General features: G+C 27.9%; 12 protein-coding genes and 1 other annotated feature. Of the genes, 9 read left to right on the forward strand and 3 right to left on the reverse strand.

What is annotated here, in order from left to right; translation table 11 throughout:
* Nucleotides 1-90 precede the first annotated feature (90 nt).
* Nucleotides 91-630 carry a DUF4878 domain-containing protein gene (locus ATCC9714_RS05425; RefSeq protein WP_021123722.1) on the forward strand — a complete coding sequence of 180 codons (540 nt, stop codon included), beginning with the start codon at nucleotides 91-93 and terminating at the stop codon, nucleotides 628-630.
* 12 nt (nucleotides 631-642) lie between these two features.
* Here the strand turns inward: ATCC9714_RS05425 and ATCC9714_RS05430 are convergent, their stop codons facing one another.
* Together ATCC9714_RS05430 and ATCC9714_RS05435 are read right to left on the reverse strand one after the other, a co-directional pair.
* The gene (locus ATCC9714_RS05430; RefSeq protein ID WP_054629233.1) at nucleotides 643-1,143 is read right to left on the reverse strand and encodes a DUF4825 domain-containing protein; all 501 of its coding nucleotides are present in this window, start codon (nucleotides 1,141-1,143) and stop codon (nucleotides 643-645) included.
* Nucleotides 1,144-1,259: 116 nt separating this feature from the next.
* On the reverse strand, nucleotides 1,260-1,805 hold the full coding sequence (locus ATCC9714_RS05435) for a tryptophan transporter (RefSeq protein ID WP_021123725.1): 546 nt from the start codon (nucleotides 1,803-1,805) through the stop codon (nucleotides 1,260-1,262).
* 141 nt (nucleotides 1,806-1,946) lie between these two features.
* Nucleotides 1,947-2,191: a binding site (T-box leader), on the reverse strand.
* Between the two features lie 139 nt (nucleotides 2,192-2,330).
* Between ATCC9714_RS05435 and ATCC9714_RS05440 the strand changes: the two genes are divergently transcribed.
* The 8 genes from ATCC9714_RS05440 to ATCC9714_RS05475 all read left to right on the forward strand — a co-directional run bounded on the left by ATCC9714_RS05440 (nucleotide 2,331) and on the right by ATCC9714_RS05475 (nucleotide 16,735).
* Nucleotides 2,331-3,065 carry a LytR/AlgR family response regulator transcription factor gene (locus tag ATCC9714_RS05440; protein WP_021128463.1) on the forward strand — a complete coding sequence of 245 codons (735 nt, stop codon included), beginning with the start codon at nucleotides 2,331-2,333 and terminating at the stop codon, nucleotides 3,063-3,065.
* A gap of 164 nt (nucleotides 3,066-3,229) precedes the next feature.
* Complete coding sequence (locus tag ATCC9714_RS05445) at nucleotides 3,230-4,642, forward strand: carbon starvation CstA family protein (RefSeq protein WP_021128462.1); 1,413 nt, start codon at nucleotides 3,230-3,232, stop codon at nucleotides 4,640-4,642.
* Nucleotides 4,643-5,239: 597 nt separating this feature from the next.
* Nucleotides 5,240-6,655 carry a carbon starvation CstA family protein gene (locus ATCC9714_RS05450; protein WP_021128461.1) on the forward strand — a complete coding sequence of 472 codons (1,416 nt, stop codon included), beginning with the start codon at nucleotides 5,240-5,242 and terminating at the stop codon, nucleotides 6,653-6,655.
* A 464-nt stretch (nucleotides 6,656-7,119) separates the two neighbouring features.
* Complete coding sequence (locus tag ATCC9714_RS05455; RefSeq protein WP_057574296.1) at nucleotides 7,120-8,838, forward strand: methyl-accepting chemotaxis protein; 1,719 nt, start codon at nucleotides 7,120-7,122, stop codon at nucleotides 8,836-8,838.
* Nucleotides 8,839-8,964: 126 nt separating this feature from the next.
* Nucleotides 8,965-9,780, forward strand: coding sequence for a L,D-transpeptidase family protein (locus tag ATCC9714_RS05460; protein ID WP_057574295.1), 816 nt, complete (start codon nucleotides 8,965-8,967; stop codon nucleotides 9,778-9,780).
* 273 nt (nucleotides 9,781-10,053) lie between these two features.
* The gene (gene pflB, locus ATCC9714_RS05465; protein WP_057574294.1) at nucleotides 10,054-12,288 is read left to right on the forward strand and encodes a formate C-acetyltransferase; all 2,235 of its coding nucleotides are present in this window, start codon (nucleotides 10,054-10,056) and stop codon (nucleotides 12,286-12,288) included.
* 203 nt (nucleotides 12,289-12,491) lie between these two features.
* On the forward strand, nucleotides 12,492-16,130 hold the full coding sequence (locus ATCC9714_RS05470; RefSeq protein WP_057574293.1) for an efflux RND transporter permease subunit: 3,639 nt from the start codon (nucleotides 12,492-12,494) through the stop codon (nucleotides 16,128-16,130).
* Nucleotides 16,130-16,735: a TetR/AcrR family transcriptional regulator gene (locus ATCC9714_RS05475; protein ID WP_057574292.1), complete on the forward strand. Its 606-nt coding sequence runs from the start codon at nucleotides 16,130-16,132 to the stop codon at nucleotides 16,733-16,735. The genes ATCC9714_RS05470 and ATCC9714_RS05475 overlap by 1 nt, the downstream gene beginning before the upstream one ends.
* Before the next feature lie 27 nt (nucleotides 16,736-16,762).
* On the opposite strand, the gene ATCC9714_RS05480 is transcribed toward ATCC9714_RS05475, so the two are convergent.
* Nucleotides 16,763-17,902 carry an AI-2E family transporter gene (locus ATCC9714_RS05480; protein ID WP_021128455.1) on the reverse strand — a complete coding sequence of 380 codons (1,140 nt, stop codon included), beginning with the start codon at nucleotides 17,900-17,902 and terminating at the stop codon, nucleotides 16,763-16,765.
* Nucleotides 17,903-18,059: the final 157 nt, after the last annotated feature.

Genomic DNA, 18,059 nt, shown 5'->3' on the forward strand with positions numbered 1-18,059 from the left:
AAAATATAAAAAATGACAAAATATGACAAAACTTTCAGGTATAATAAAAAATGACTGCAATAAATTTTATCAAGAATGGAGAGAGTATTTATGAAAAACAAAATTAAATTAATGCTAATGATAGTTTTATCAATGACTATATTGACAGCTTGTGGAGGAGATAGTCCTACAAAGGTTGTAGATTCTTATTTTAAAGAATTAAAATCTGGAAAAAATACACAAGCAGCTAATCACTTATTTGCTAATGTTGAAAATAAAGAAGATAAAGGTGATAAAAAAGATTCAAAGATAGATAAAAACACAGAAGAGGCTGTTAAACTATATTTATCAAAGCTAGATGTAAAAGTATTATCTGAAAAAATTGATGGAGATAAGGCTACAGTAGAAGTTGAAGTAAAAGGATTAAATTTTGCTCAACTTATGGTAGAAGTTATACAAGATAACTTAGCTAATGTATTTGGAGGAGAACAACCTACTGATGATCAGTTAAATGCTCAATTATTAGAAAAAGTTAAAAATGGAAAACCTCAAACTAGAAAAGGAAAAATTAATTTAACTAAATCTGATAAAGGTTGGCAAATAAATCAAGATGAAAATTTAACAAGTTTAGTACTTGGTGGAATGGAATAAAAAAGAAGTGGCTTAATAAGCCACTTCTTTTTTTATATGTTTAGATGCTAAAAATGCTTTCCAAGACTCTTTGCTTTCTACTATGGTAGACAAATCCTTAGTGTGGGATTTTTCAAGGTCTTCTCTTTTGTGAGAATAGCTATCAGTACTCACATTAAAAACTATTTCATCTGCATTAGGTATAAGAGAAAACATAACTAAGGCATTTTTTTCACAAATATATTTAAAATCCATTGGATGATATTTACTATAATTATAATTAACAGTTATTGAGTAAGGTTTTTTATCGGTTTTTAATTTAAACCCTACATGGTAGTTATTCCCCGGTAAATTATAAAGAATATTACCAACTGCATTATTATCCCCAACGTAAGAATTCTTATATTTTGAGATTTTCTCATATTTAACTTCAGACATATCCGTAATATTATTGAAAATACTAAGTTTACTCACACCTTTACATCCAACTAATAATAAAAAAGTAATTACAAAAGGCAAAAACCACTTTTTCAAATAATTACCCCCTTTTAATATGATTATATTACAAATTTATACAATAATAAATAACAATATAGTAAATTTTCCAACAACTAAATATTAATGTAGAAAATTTTTACTTATTGAAATTATTAAAAATCTTTAACAGAAAATCTCTTAATAGAAATTTTAATAGTCTTATATAAAAATATTCCAACGAATAAATTTAAAAAACAAGTAGGTAAAACTACTGTAATAAATAAAGTTAAAAAAGATGCTGGGAGACCAACTATAAAACTTGCAATGTATAAAAATGTAGTTCCACTTATTAAAGTACCAATAGGAAATATTAAAGTACTTAGTAAAGCTTCTTTTTTATGTTCTAACAGTCTATCAAAAGCTTTTACTTTATAAAATAAATTAATAATTATATAAATTAAATTAGCAGTAACCAATTTATCTAAGAAATTTGGAACTTGACCACCTGGAAATTTTGTTGTTAAAGCTGTAAAAACACCAGTTACAATACAAGAAATAATACAAGTTTTATAATCATTTTTATTTAAAAGTATTATAACTATTAACATAGCTACTGAAAAATCTGGTTGCATAGGTATCAAAAGCGTAGGAGTTATTTGATGAAGTATTAAACCTATAGCTAAAAGTATTGAATTTATTGTTAATTTTCTTGTTTTCATAAACGAAAAACCTCCTTAAAATATTTAAAAAATTAATAAACCAATGACAATTATCGTCTTTATTAGAATCTAGAGTTCACATCATCAAAATCACCTCCTTTAATAAATTTATTTTAAAAAATAAAAAAACTTCGGCCTAAAAAATAGGACGAAGTTATATCCGCGATACCACCTAAATTGCATAAAAATTTATGCCACCTTACTAAAGTACAATCATACTTTGCCTTCTATAACGTGAAGGACACGGTAAATAGTACTCTCCTAAATAGATTTCCCTTTACTCCTCAAAGGCCCATTCATTAAGTTTTTTCATGCTAGAATCTCACCATAACCAGCTCTCTGTAATGAACCTAAACTTAATTACTACCCCTTATCAATGGATTAATATTTTATTTATAATATACTATTATGAAATTTAAAAAATGTCAATGAAATTTTAAAATTTTCTGAAATAAAAGATAATATTGTTTCTTACTATTTTATAGTAAAATATAAATATCAAAAAACATGATGAGGTTGATAGATATGAAAGAAATAAAAGCTATAATTGTTGAATCAGATTTAACTCAGAGGCAAGAACTTAAAAGGATTATAAAAAAACATAGTAACATTGAAATAGCAAAAGAGTGTATTGATGGAATAGAAGTTTTAGAGTTTTTACAAAATAATAATGTAGATTTAATTTTTTTAAATATAAACACTGAAAAATTAGATGGAATATTACTTGCAAATATTATAAATAAATTTGAAAACAAACCTAAAATTGTATTTACAACAAAATATAAAGAATATGCGGCTAAGGCCTATTCCTTAGATATCTATGATTATATATTAAAACCTTACTCAGAAGAAAGATTAATACAATTATTTAAAAAACTAGACAATGATTGTTCAAACAAACAATATATAAAGTCTAATTTTATAGATAGTATTTCAAATAAATTAAGCTTATGGAAAAATGAAAAAATAGTAGTAATAGATATTTGTGATGTCTATTGCTGTGAAGCACATAAGAAAACTACCTATATACATACCAAAGATGAAAGATTTGAAATTAAAGAAGGTATCTCACATGTCGAACATATAATAAGTAATAATAATTTTTATAGATGCCATAGATCCTATTTAGTAAATATAACTAAAATAGAAGAGATAATACCTTGGATTAATAATACTTATATTATAAGGCTAAAAAATAAACAAGAACTAGAAGTAAGTAGAAGTAAAGTGAAAGGATTTAGAAGAATTATGCATTTATAAAAGTATTTAGTTCCTAAAAAAAGACACTTAGTTCCCTAAAAAAGACATTTAGTTCCTAAATCGACAAATAATTACAAAATGAATGTATCATTATAAGTAAGAAATACACATTTCTTAAAAACTTGCAATTATCTAAAATCACTTAAAAAGGGGTGTGGTGAAAGATGTTAAGTTTTTTAGGGTCAATAGTATTACTTCTAGTAGGATATGCTTTTTATGGTAAGTATGTCGAAAAAGTTTTTGGAATAAATGACAACGAACCAACACCAGCAAATACACTTACAGATGGTGTAGACTATATTCCTATGAAGTGGAACAAAATATTTCTTATACAATTTCTAAATATAGCAGGGCTTGGACCAATATTTGGGGCAATACAGGGGGCTTTATTTGGACCAGCAGCATTTTTATGGATAGTATTTGGATGTATATTTGCAGGAGGAGTTCACGATTTTCTATCAGGTTATCTATCAATGAAAAACAAAGGTGCATCAGCATCTGAATTGGTAGGTCTATATCTAGGGGATAAAGTAAGATCGGTAATGAGAGTTTTTACAGTAGTGCTTTTAATACTAGTTGGGGCTGTGTTTATGACAGGACCAGCGGCACTTTTAACAACACTAACATCACTAGATGCTAGTATATGGGTAGTAATAATAGTATTATACTACATCGCAGCAACAGTTTTACCAGTTGATAAAGTAATAGGTAAGATATATCCATTATTTGGAGCAGCACTTTTAATAATGGCAGTAGGAGTTGCAGGAGGATTAATATTTAAAGGATATCAAATCCCAGAAATAAGACTTCAAAATCTACATCCAGAAGGTCAACATCTATTCCCATTCTTATTTATAACAATAGCATGCGGGGCAATATCAGGGTTTCATGCAACACAATCACCTATGATGGCAAGATGTGTACAAAAAGAAAGTGAAACAAGAAGGGTCTTTTATGGAGCAATGGTAGCAGAAGGAATTATAGCATTAATATGGGCAGCAGCAGCTATGACATTCTTTGGAGGAGTTCCACAACTTGATACTATACTTGCAGTTGGTGGACCAGCAGCAGTTGTAAATACTATATCTACTTCATTAATGGGTAAAGTAGGTGGAATCCTTGCAATATTAGGAGTCGTAGTTTGTCCAATAACAAGTGGGGATACAGCATTTAGAAGTGCAAGACTTACAATAGCAGACGCTATGAAAATAGACCAAACTAGTATAAAAAGTAGATTTATGATATCTATACCACTATTTGTAATAGGTATAGCTTTAACATTTATAGATTTTAATATAGTTTGGAGATATTTCTCTTGGGCAAACCAAACATTAGCAATGATAATGTTATGGACAGGGTCTGTATATCTTGCAAAAGAAAATAAAAATCATTATATAAGTACAATACCAGCAATATTTATGACTGTTGTAACATTTTCATATATAATGCAAGCACCAGAAGGATTTAGATTACATGCTGGAATATCTAATATAATAGGTATACTTGCAGCAATATTATTTACCGTATTATTCTCAATAAAAGTTAAAAAATTAAGTAACTCAAAACTAGAAGCATAAGCTATATAACTAAAAAGAATAATTAAACTAGATGATCGCTTCGGATAAATATATAAACTACATTCATATCGCGTCGATGTAGATTATATATTTACCCTCCGTTCACCTAGTTTAATTATTCTTTTTCTTTTTCCTCTTAAATATAAAATTAGTTAAAGTTCCAAATATCAAAGATGGAACAATACAAATTACTAAAATTTTATAAATGATAAAAAGGGAAGTATGTATAAGTTGAGATGAAAACAAGCCAGCAAAAAATAAATAAAATATTACATAATCTAATTTTCTAAAATTAAAATTTCTCATAAAAAAACTCCTTTAGGTATAATAAAAAACAACTAAAAAACTATTATAATAAAGAGTATTCAAGTTATTGGATTTATAGAAATGCAATTAAATTTAAAATATAAAATTTAATATTAAAAATGCATTTTATGAAAAAAATAATTAATATTTGCATTTAATGTATGAAAAAATGCATTTCATTCACAAATATTTACATTTAACTACATAAAAAATAAAAACTTAACATAAGGGTGTATTATAAAGGTAGAAAAAATGCAATTATTTATTTTACTAAAAGGAGAGGGTGAGCCTATGTTAAGTTTTTTAGGGTCAATAGTATTACTTATTTTAGGGTATTTTACTTATGGTAAATTTGTAGAAAAGACTTTCGGTATTGATGATAGTATACCAACACCAGCAACAGCACTTGAAGATGGTGTAGACTATGTACCGATGAAGTGGAGAAAAATATTCCTTATACAATTTTTAAACATAGCAGGTCTTGGGCCAATATTTGGAGCAATACAAGGTGCTTTATTTGGACCAGCAGCATTTTTATGGATAGTATTTGGATGTATATTAGCAGGAGGAGTTCACGACTTCTTATCAGGATACTTATCAATGAGAAATGAAGGTGCATCAGCATCAGAACTAGTTGGAAAATATTTAGGGAATTCAACTAAAGTATTAATGAGAATATTCACAGTTGTACTTTTAATATTAGTTGGTACAGTTTTTATGACAGGACCAGCAGCACTACTTACAACATTAACATCAATAGATGCAAAAATATGGGTAGTAATAATAGTTTTATACTATATTGCAGCAACAGTTTTACCAGTTGATACTGTAATAGGTAAGATATATCCATTATTTGGAGCAGCACTTTTAATAATGGCAATAGGAGTTGCAGGAGGATTAATATTTAAAGGATATGATATACCAAATGTAACACTTCAAAACTTAAATCCAAATGGACAACCATTATTCCCATACTTATTTATAACAATAGCATGTGGAGCAATATCAGGATTCCATGCAACACAATCACCTATGATGGCAAGATGTGTTGAAAAAGAAAGTGAAACAAGAAGAGTATTTTACGGTTCAATGATAGCTGAAGGAATTATAGCTCTAATATGGGCAGCAGCAGCTATGACATTCTTTGGAGGAGTTCCTCAACTAGATGTAATATTATCAGCTGGAGGACCTGCAACAGTAGTAAATACAATATCTAATACTTTAATGGGACCAATAGGTGGAGCACTTGCAATACTAGGAGTTGTAGTTTGTCCGATAACAAGTGGAGATACAGCATTTAGAAGTGCAAGACTTACAATAGCAGATGCTATGAAGATAGACCAAAGCAGTATAAAAAATAGATTTATGATATCTATACCACTATTTATAATAGGTGTAGCATTAACATTTATCGATTTTAACATAATATGGAGATACTTCTCTTGGGCAAACCAAACATTAGCAATGATAATGTTATGGACAGGTTCAGCGTACTTAGTAAAACACAATAAAAATCATTTTATAAGTACAATACCAGCAATATTTATGACAGCAGTTACATTTTCATATATAATGCAAGCCCCAGAAGGATTTAGATTACATGCAGGAGTATCAAATGCAATAGGAGTATTTATAGCAATAGTATTTACAGTATTATTTGCAATAAAATCTAAAAAATTAAGAGAAGAAAACAAACAACTAAGCTAGCATTATTAATATTTATATATAAATTAAAGCAAGACATTTTTCACACACCTACTTGAAATGTCTTGCTTTAATTTTTTTATTCATTCAACCTATATAACTTCTAATCTTTTACAATCTCAAACTACCAATATAATTAAATTAATCAATTTTACAATATAATTTGAAACTGTAATATGATTTATTTCATATGTCTAGAAAATACAGATTAAGCAAAAAATTTTAAATGTTTTTAATGTATTTTTAATAAAAATATACCAAATTAAAGAAATGAGTTAATTTTCATATATGAATTTTAAATTTGAACATAAAAAATAAATTGAAAATTTAAACTTAATTTAAAAAACTAAAGTAAGTACAATTTATATCCGAATAAATAAATGAGGTGAATTTTAACGAATGATAAAAAAATAACATAAGTTAAAGTTTGTAAAAGATTAAAATTTATATTACAGCGAGGTAGTCAAATGAAAAATCTAAAGATGGTAAGCAAATTAGGTTTAAGTTTTATTGTTTTAATAGTTATCATGACGCTTGCAAACGTTAATACCCTACATGACTTAAAACAAGCAGGCACATTAAGCCATGAATTGTTTAAAGGACCTTATGAGTTAACGGATGAAGCTATGGGAATTTGTAAAGACTTAGTTGGAATATCAAGAAGAATCAATGGTGGATTTGCAGATAATGAACATGTACAAACAAGACAATTAGTATTACAAGAATTTGATAGTCTTAACAAAAGAATTGAAAAATTAAATGATAATACTATGAACTCTGAAAAAAATAAGCAAATTACTGAAAATATTAATAACCTTGAAAAATATGTAGTTGATTTACAACAAGAATATGACAAAATTTACAATGCTACACAACAACCAGGTTTTAAAGGACCAATGACTCAACTTGATATTAGTGGATATGCAAAAGTTTTTAAAGAATGTAATGAAACAGCAGAAAACCTTTATAAAGAATCAAAAAATATTAGCTCAAACTTTGATAGTGGAGTAGCTAAAGCAGTTAAAAAATCAGAGTTTTTCTCAACAGTACTAAATGTTATAAGTGTATTATTAGGAATTATTATTTGTATGTATGTTACAAAAACTCTTAAAAAGCCAGTTGAAGAAATAGAAGCAGCTGCAAATAAAATGGCTGGTGGAGACTTTGATATAAATATAGAATATGAGGCAAAAGATGAATTAGGTTCTCTAGCTAATAGTATAAGAACTATGAGCTTAAAAACTAAAGAGCTTATAAATGATATGGTTTGTGTATTAGGAGAGGTTTCAGAAGGAAACTTTGACGCTAGACCTCAAGTTACTTATATTGGAGTATTTGAAAATATAGAAAAATCAATAGAAAAGATAACTACTGACTTAAGTCAAATAATGAATCAAATAAATGCATCTGCACAAGAAGTTGAGGCTGCATCACAACAAGTTTCAAGTGGATCTCAAATGTTATCTCAAGGAACAACTGAACAAGCTGGAGCAGTAGAAGAATTATCATCAACTCTTATAGAAATATCAGAAAAAATTAATGAAACAGCAGAAAATGCTAAAAATGCTAATGAATTAATGAGAGATTCAAGTAAGCAAGTCAAAGATGGAAATAATCAAATGAAACAAATGGTACATGCAATGAAAGAAATATCAGCATCTTCAAGTGAAATTGGAAGAATAATAAAAACAATTGATGATATAGCATTCCAAACAAACATATTAGCTTTAAATGCAGCAGTAGAAGCAGCAAGAGCTGGAGAAGCTGGTAAAGGATTTGCAGTAGTTGCAGATGAAGTTAGAAACCTTGCAGCAAAATCAGCAGAGGCAGCTAAAAATACTGAAGTCCTTATTGAAAATTCAATAGAAGCTGTAGAAAAAGGAACTACAATTGTAGATAGTACAGCTAAGTCACTTGAAAAAATAATATATACAACAAATGAAGCTACTCTTTTAGTTGATAATATAGCTAAAAAATCTGAAGAAGAAGCAAGTGCTATAAATCAAGTTACTGTAGGGGTAGGTCAAATTTCTGAAGTAGTACAAACAAACTCAGCAACATCAGAAGAAAGTGCTGCAGCAAGTGAAGAATTAACAGCCCAAGCGCATACTTTAAGAGAACTTATTGAAAACTTTAACTTAAAAGATGATGTTTCAGCTCATAAAAATATAAATTTTAATGTTTAAAATTAATATAAAAATGGTTATCAAATTTTGATAGCCATTTTTTATTTATTACAATTTTTTAACCTATTTAAAATCTGTAACAGATAAATTTTAATTCCATAGTATTTTATTAGAGTTAAAAAGGATGTGATAAAAATAAAAAAGTTTGTAGCCGTAATTATTTTATTTATAGCCATAACCATATTTCCTTCTAAGGTATTTTCTTTAAATGCAAATGAAGAAGGCCATCAATATAAAGAAAGTACAGTCATAAAATATAAAAAAGTATATGCAGATAACCTAAATGTAAGAAATGGGCCAGGACTTGATTATGAAAAAATAGGGGTTCTAAAAGAAAATCAAAAAGTTCAAGTTTTGTTTAAGGTATCAAACTGGTACAAGATAAAATTTAAAGATGGATATGGATGGTGTAGAGAAGACTATTTAAGCCAATCTATAATGGGGACAATTGAACATAAAGAAAAAATCATAAAAAATGATTCTAAAAGTAATAAAGTCATAGAAAGTAAGCATTGTATAGCAATAAAAACAATAACTAATACAATGGCATACTATCAAGATGGAGTACTTATAAAACAATTTGATGTAGCAACAGGTAAACAATCCACTCCAACTCCAAAGGGAAAATTTAAAATAGTAAATAAAATAGTAAATAGACCTTATTATAAAGATAATATACCTGGAGGAGATCCAAGAAATCCTTTAGGAAAAAGGTGGCTAGGACTTAAAGTAGGAGATACTGATGGAACAACTTATGGAATTCACGGAAATAGTAATGAAAATAGTATCGGCAAAAGTGTATCAGGGGGATGTATTAGAATGCACAATGATGAGATAAGTTGGTTATTTGACCAAGTTCCAAAAGAAACTGTAGTTGTAATAAGTGGAGAAGATAAAAGTTTTAAAGAAATATTAAAATCATACAATATAAGTGTTAATTAGAAATAGACTAGGACATACCTAGTCTATTTCTAATTATATAAATTTAGCTAAGACTTTAAATTACAATTTTTGTAAATTAAAAATTACTATTAAAAGATAAATAAATATTTAAAAAGTTAGTTAAAAATCACCAATTGAATTAATAATTAACAGATTAAAATAATAAAATTATTCCAAAATAAATATGTACAGTATAAATTCTTATATAAAGGTAAGTAATAAAGTAAACAAGTTTATAAAATATATGAAATGCAAGATACAGGAGGAAATTAGATGAATAATACAGCTTGGAAAAGTTTTAAAGATGGCAAGTGGAGCAAAGAGATAGATGTTAGAAGCTTTATACAATTAAACTATACTCCATATGAAGGAGATGACTCTTTTTTAGTTAATGCAACAGAAAAAACAAACTCATTAATAGATGAGATGATGGCATTATTTAAGAAAGAGAGAGATAATGGAGGAACTTTAGACGTAGATACGAAAACTGTATCAGCAATAGATGCTTATAAACCAGGTTATATGGATAAAGAAAAAGAGGTTATTGTAGGATTTCAAACTGATGAACCTTTAAAGAGAGCTATAATGCCTTATGGTGGAATAAGGATGGTAGAATCATCTTGTAAGGCTTATGGGTTTGAGTTAGATAAAGATGTAAAAGAAATTTTTACTAAATATAGAAAAACACATAATCAAGGTGTATTTGATGCCTATACTGATGAAATGAGAGCAGCAAGAAGATCAGGTATTATCACTGGATTACCAGATGCATACGGAAGAGGTAGAATAATAGGAGATTATAGAAGAGTTGCATTATATGGTGTTGATAGATTAATTGAAGATAAAATTAGTCAAAAAAGTAGTTTAGATGTAAGTGTTATAGATGAGGACACTATAAGATTAAGAGAAGAAATATCAGATCAAATAAAAGCATTAGAAGCTTTAAAAAGAATGGCTGAAAGTTATGGATTTGATATATCTAGACCTGCTAATAATTCTAGAGAAGCTGTTCAGTGGTTATATTTTGCTTATCTAGGTGCTATAAAAGACCAAAATGGTGCGGCAATGAGTTTAGGTAGAACTAGTACATTCTTAGATATATATTTTGAGAGAGATTTAAAAAATGGTGAAATAACAGAGGAAGAAGTTCAAGAGTTAATGGATCATTTTGTAATGAAGCTAAGAATGGTTAAGTTTCTTAGAACTCCAGAGTACAATGATTTATTTTCAGGTGACCCAACTTGGGTAACAGAATCAATAGGAGGTATGGGAATAGATGGTAGAACATTAGTTACAAAAAACTCTTTTAGAGTTTTACACACATTATATACCCTAGGACCATCTCCAGAGCCAAACTTAACTGTTTTATGGTCAAATTCTCTACCAAAAGGATTTAAAGACTTTTGCTCTAAAGTTTCAATAGATACAAGCTCTATACAATATGAAAATGACGATCTTATGAGACCATATTGGGGTGATGATTATGGAATAGCATGCTGTGTTTCTGCCATGAGAATAGGAAAGCAAATGCAATTCTTTGGAGCTAGGGTGAACTTAGCTAAAACACTTCTTTATTCAATAAATGGTGGAGTTGATGAAAAACTAGGTACTCAAGTGGGACCTAAGTTTGAGAAGGTAAATTCAGAGTATCTAGATTATGAAGAGGTAATGGAAAAGTTTGATTTGTTTACTGATTGGTTAGCTAATTTATATATAAACACTCTTAATGTAATTCATTATATGCATGATAAATATTCATATGAAGCTTTACAAATGGCATTACATGATAGAGATGTATTTAGAACTATGGCTTGTGGAATAGCTGGGTTATCTGTATGTGTTGACTCTCTATCAGCAATTAAATATGCAAAAGTTAAGCCAATAAGAAATGAACAAGGTATTGCTATAGATTTTGAAGTAGAAGGAGATTACCCTAGGTATGGTAACAATGACGATAGAGTAGACGACATAGCTATAGATTTAGTGAAAAACTTTATGAATAAACTAAAACAAAATAAGACTTATAGAAATGCATACCCTACTCAATCAATACTAACAATTACTTCTAATGTTGTTTATGGAAAGAAAACTGGAAATACTCCTGATGGTAGAAAAGCAGGAGAGCCATTTGCACCAGGAGCTAACCCTATGCATGGAAGAGATATTAGTGGTGCATTGGCTTCATTATCATCTGTTGCTAAATTGCCTTATGAGTATTCTCAAGATGGAATATCTAATACTTTCTCTATAATTCCAGGAGCTTTAGGAAAGGATGAAGAAGAAAGAGTTTTCAACCTAACTGCAATGTTGGATGGATATTTTGGACAAGGAGCACATCATTTAAATGTAAATGTATTTGATAGAGCTATGCTTGAAGATGCAATGGAAAGACCAGAAGAATATCCTCGATTAACAATAAGAGTTTCTGGTTATGCAGTACATTTTACAAAGCTTACAAGAGAACAACAATTAGATATTATAAATAGAACATTCCATACTAATAGATAAATCAAAAGTAGGTGTGATTAATTTCATACCTACTTTTAAATTTAAAATAATAGATTATAAAAATAAATTTAGTATATTAATTATTTTTTAGTTTTATTTTAAAATAAATAAAGTTAAAAATATTGCGAAAAGTTTTTCTAAATGATACACTTTAAATTACCGACCGACTGGTCGGTCAGAAAAAATATTAGGGAGAATTACATATGTTTTCAAAATTTAGTGTAAAAAGGCCATTTACAGTTTTTGTATCGGTTATACTAGTAATTATTTTAGGGGGAGTATCCTTTACAGAAATGACAACAGACTTACTTCCAAAGATAGACTTGCCTTACGTTATAGTAATGACAACTTATCCAGGAGCAAGTCCAGAAAAAGTAGAAGAATCAGTTACTAAGCCTTTGGAAAAGGTTTTAGCAACAACTAGTGGTATTGAAGATATCAACAGTGTATCAAGTGAAAACTCAAGTATGATTATGCTTGAATTTAGCCAAGACATGAACATGGATAGTGCAATGATTGACTTAAGTGGAAAGGTAGATTTAGTAAAAGGTCAATTAGATGATGAAGTAGGTGCACCAACACTTATGAAAATGAATCCAGATATGATGCCTATAATGGTAGCAAGTGTTGATATAAACAACAAAAACATAAAAGAAGCATCTAACATAGTAAAAAAAGATATTATTCCAAGCTTTGAAAGAATAGATGGAGTAGCTTCAGTTGATGCAATGGGAGTAATAGAAGAAAGTGTAAAAGTAACTTTAGATGATAGTAAAATTGAAAAACTTAATAATAAGTTAAAAAGTTCTATTGATTCAAAAATGAAATCATCACAAGATGAATTAAACAAAGCAAAAAACGAAATAGCAAAGGGAAAAGCAGAACTTAAAAATCAAAGTGAAGATAAAAGCAAAGAACTTAATGAAGGTAGTAGTGCTATAAAGACAGGAAAATCACAACTTCAAGGTGCAATCGACCAATTATCTAGTGGGAAAAAAGAATTAGAAAATCAAAAGAGTGAATTATTAAATAAAAAAAATGAACTAGAACAAATGATTAAAAATCAAGAAGAAAACAATATTCCAGTAAGTGATGAACAAAAAGAAGCTTTAGCTTTAATTGAAACTGGAATTAAAACTTTTGATGAAAAGCTTAATGAAATAACTAATCAGGAATCATCTTTAAACAGTCAATTAAAAGAACTAAATGATAAAGAAAAACAATTAGAAGCTGGAAAACAGACTCTAAATTCAGAACTAGAAAAAGCATCACAAACACTTTCAAGCAGTGAAGCTGAAATTGAAAAGTCATCTAAGGAACTAGAAAAAGCCAAAAAAGAAGCTTATAAAAATGCAGACCTTGGAAAAAACATAACTAAAGAAAATCTAAGTAATATTTTATCTGCTCAAAACTTTGCAATGCCAGCAGGGTATATAAAAGAAGGAGAAGAAGATTACATAGTTAAAATAGGTGATAAGGTTTCAAGCTTAGAGGATTTAAATAATTTAGAACTACTAAATATTGATGGAGTAGGAGAAATAACTGTTGAAGATGTGGCAAATGTTGAGCTTACAAATAATGCAGATAAAATGTATGCAAAAATAAATGGAAATGATGCAATACTATTAACTTTCCAAAAGCAAAGTACATCATCAACATCAGAGGTTTCAAAGAGAATAAATGAAACAATGAATAAACTTACAAGTGAAAATAAAGATATTCATATAACAGCTCTACAAGATCAGGGAGTTTATATTGATATAGTTATAAAATCAGTTTTAAGTAACCTAATATTAGGTGGAATACTTTCAATAATAATACTATTTGTATTCTTAAAAAGTATTAAACCAACTATAGTAATAGCATTTAGTATACCAATAAGTGTTTTATTTGCAATTACCATGATGTATTTTAGTAATGTAACTATGAACATAATATCTCTATCAGGACTAGCACTAGGTGTTGGTATGTTAGTTGATAACAGTATAGTTGTTATTGAAAATATATACAGGCTAAGAAATGATGGAATGAGTGCTAAAAAAGCATCAGTAATAGGTTCAAACCAAGTTGCAGGAGCAATATTTGCATCTACACTTACAACAGTATGTGTATTTTTACCAATAGTATTTACACATGGACTTTCTCGTCAATTATTTGAGGATATGGGACTTACAATTGCTTATTCATTACTAGCAAGTTTAATAGTAGCTCTTACATTAGTTCCAGCAATGTCATCAAAGATGCTTAATGTAAATACTAAAAAAGAACATAGACTATTTGATAAATTTGTTAACTTATATGAAAAATTACTTAAAGTAAGTCTTAAGCACAAATTTATAGTATTAATAGGATCATTAGTTTTACTAGTGGGAAGTGGATTTTTAGTAGTATCTAAAGGAACTATACTAATGCCTGAAACTGATAGTACACAGTTATCAGTAACCCTTGAGATGCCAAAAGAAGCTAAAAAACAAGATGCAAGAGACATGAGTGAAACAATAATAGATAGAATAACAGAAATTGAAGATGTAGATACAGTAGGAGCACTTCAAAGTGATGGAACAAGTTCTATGTTTGGTCAGGGTGGAAATAGCGTATCTTTTTATGTATTGTTAAAAGAAGATAAAAAACTATCAAGTAAAGAAGTTGCAAATATAATAACTAAAAAAACAAAAGACTTAAAAGCTGATATAAAAGTTAATTCATCAAATATGGATATGTCAGCATTAGGTGGATCGGGAATAAATTTAATAGTAAAAGGAAACGACCTAGATAAATTAAAAGATATAGCAAAAGACGTATCTAAAATACTAGAAAAAACAGAAGGTGTAACTGAAGTAGATAATGGTCTAGGAGATGGAAATAAAGAAACAAAAATTATAGTAGATAAAGAAAAAGCTATGAAGTACTCTTTAACAGTAGCACAAGTTTATCAAGAAGTATCGAAAGCATTAAAAAGTGAAAATACAGCAACTACATTAAATGTTGGTTCAAATGAATATCCAGTAATTGTTGTAGATGATGAAAATAATTCGTTAAGTAGAGAAAGTTTAAGCAATTACAAAATAAAAGGAACTAAAGATAACGAAGAAGTTGAAGTTAAATTAGAAAACATAGCAACTATTGAAGAAGTAGAAAGCTTAAATTCTATAAATCATGAAAGACAAGTAAGAAATATATCAGTAACAGCATCAATAGATAGTGAACACAACATAGGCCTTGTAAGTAAAGATGTTGAAGATAAATTAAAAGATTATAAACTACCTGATGGTTACACTATAGATATGGGTGGAGAGCTTGAGTCTATGAATAGTGCTTTTGGTGATTTAATAAAAATGATTTCTCTGGCAATATTATTTATTTACTTAATAATGGTTGCACAGTTCCAGTCATTATTATCACCATTTATAGTATTATTTACAATACCACTTGCATTTACAGGAGGATTCTTAGGTCTTTTAGTAACAGGATTTGAACTAAGTATGATATCAATGCTAGGATTTTTAATGCTTGCAGGTATAGTAGTTAACAACGGTATAGTATTTATTGACTATGTTAACCAACTAAGACTTAGTGGTTTAGACAAAAAAAGTGCATTAGTATTAGCTGGAAAAACTAGAATAAGACCAATTCTTATGACAGCACTTACAACAATACTTGGACTTTTAACACTAGCAATGGGCATAGGTACAGGAGCAGAGATGATTCAGCCAATGGCAATAGTTACAATAGGTGGACTTAGTTATGCAACAGTTTTAACCTTATTTATAGTTCCTATTATGTATGATATACTTAATAGAAAAGAATTAAAACAAAACATAATTGATGAGGAGGAGATGTAGTGGAAAACAACACTCACTCTGAAAAAGAAATATTAATTTTTAATGCAGTAAATGAACTTTTAAATGAAGGAGTAAAACTTCACACAGTAAAAGTTGCTGATATTGCGAAAAAGGCTGGAATTGGAAAAGGAACTATTTACGATTACTTTAAATCTAAAGAAGAAATTTTAGAAAGAGCTTTTCTTTATAATATGGATATAGAACTTTATGAAAACATAAAAAAAATAAATAAAGGAAACAACTTCAAAGAGAAAGTTTATATTATATTAGATATAATTGAAAAAAGTACAACTGATTATAGTTCTTTTAGTAATATATTATTTTCTAATTTAAGTCACAATGAATTTAAGGGAATATTAGAAAATAACAAAGATTATATTAATAAAAGATATGAATTATTAAAAAAATCTATAAATGATTTATTATCAATTGGAGTTTTGGAAAATATCATAAAAGAACAAGAAGATAAAGATTATCAAATTATGGTATTTGAAAGTGTGGTAACGGGATTTGGTCATACAATATGTATTAAAAATGAAGATAAAAAAACAATTGAAAATATAAAATCTAGAGCATACAAATTGCTTATAAAGGGATTAAATTAAAAAAGAGCCTTATATAAAGGCTCTTTTTTAATTTATATATTCCTCAGATTGTATAATCTTTGATTTTTTCTTTTCAATAAATCTATTAATATATATAATAATTACTCCAGTAACTGGAACTGATAACATCATTCCTAGAAAACCTGTATACTTACCAGCTAAAGTAACTGCAAGTATAGTTAGTATAGGAGGAACTCCAACTTGTTTTCCAACAAAGTGAGGTTCAAGTATTGCACTTTCTAATTGCTGAACTATAATCATAACAACTAAAACTATTAAAGCCTTATCAAAAGAGAAGAATAGGTTTATAAATGTTGCAACTATAGTTCCTATGATTGGACCAAAGAATGGAATCATATTTGTTATACCAACTATTATCCCAACAAATAATGGATAATGAGAGTTTAATAAGAATAAAATTATAGTACAAGCAGTACCATAAATTAAAGAATCTAAAAACTTTGCAATTATATAAGAACCTATATTTTTATCAAGAATTTTACCAAATTCTTTAGCCTTTAAGTAAAACTTACCAAATAAACATTCACATAAATCATTAACTATTTCTATATTTCTTTCCTTAGATAATAATAAGTATATTGAAATAACTATACCTAAGAATATGTTAACTGTATAAGTAACTATTAAACCTATTAACTCTAATAAAGTTTGGCTAAGTACACCTGCAATAGATGTAATTGATGGAATTAAAGTGTTTGTTATAAAATCCTTAACTTGAAGTGCAGATTCTGGATTTTTTACACTTATATTAAAATTAGCAAGTGCAGAAGTAATTACACTTTCAACATCTTTTATACTATGTGGCATAAGTGAATACAAATCAGTTATATTTGTCTGTATTATTGGAACTATATATATCCAAACAAATACTAAACTTATTAAAAGAACACCATAAATTATGGCAACACTAATACCTCTATTTAATTTGAACTTTTTTTGTAAAAGATTCATAGGCTTATTTAATATATAAGCAATAAAAAAACCTATAACAAAAGGTGTTAACACCCCAGATATTGTCTGAATGTTAGTTGTGATAAAACTTAATATTTGATTGAAATTTTTATAGATAATTACTCCTATGAAAAAAATTATAATTGGAACAATATATCGTATAGATTTCGAGACTTCATCTAAAAACTTTTTCATGTATCCTCCTTAAAGTTATTCCTAAATTAATATTTAAAGTAGTATACCATTAAAATTGAAATTTTTAAACTTAAAATTTATAACAATTAAATAAATATAAACTTATATAAGTTTTTTTGAAAAAAAATAAATAATGTAGTAAAATAAAGTTGACTAA

The organism is Paraclostridium sordellii (genome assembly GCF_000953675.1).
Taxonomy (GTDB): Bacteria; Bacillota; Clostridia; order Peptostreptococcales; family Peptostreptococcaceae; genus Paraclostridium; species Paraclostridium sordellii.

Excerpts from the sequence above, each read along its gene's own strand:
- ATCC9714_RS05470 (WP_057574293.1), top strand. The coding sequence starts at position 12,492 with ATGTTTTCAAAATTTAGTGTAAAAAGGCCATTTACAGTTTTTGTATCG.
- ATCC9714_RS05425 (WP_021123722.1), top strand. The coding sequence starts at position 91 with ATGAAAAACAAAATTAAATTAATGCTAATGATAGTTTTATCAATGACT.
- ATCC9714_RS05440 (WP_021128463.1), top strand. The coding sequence starts at position 2,331 with ATGAAAGAAATAAAAGCTATAATTGTTGAATCAGATTTAACTCAGAGG.
- ATCC9714_RS05445 (WP_021128462.1), top strand. The coding sequence starts at position 3,230 with ATGTTAAGTTTTTTAGGGTCAATAGTATTACTTCTAGTAGGATATGCT.
- ATCC9714_RS05450 (WP_021128461.1), top strand. The coding sequence starts at position 5,240 with ATGTTAAGTTTTTTAGGGTCAATAGTATTACTTATTTTAGGGTATTTT.
- ATCC9714_RS05435 (WP_021123725.1), bottom strand. The coding sequence starts at position 1,805 with ATGAAAACAAGAAAATTAACAATAAATTCAATACTTTTAGCTATAGGT.
- pflB (WP_057574294.1), top strand. The coding sequence starts at position 10,054 with ATGAATAATACAGCTTGGAAAAGTTTTAAAGATGGCAAGTGGAGCAAA.
- ATCC9714_RS05455 (WP_057574296.1), top strand. The coding sequence starts at position 7,120 with ATGAAAAATCTAAAGATGGTAAGCAAATTAGGTTTAAGTTTTATTGTT.
- ATCC9714_RS05480 (WP_021128455.1), bottom strand. The coding sequence starts at position 17,902 with ATGAAAAAGTTTTTAGATGAAGTCTCGAAATCTATACGATATATTGTT.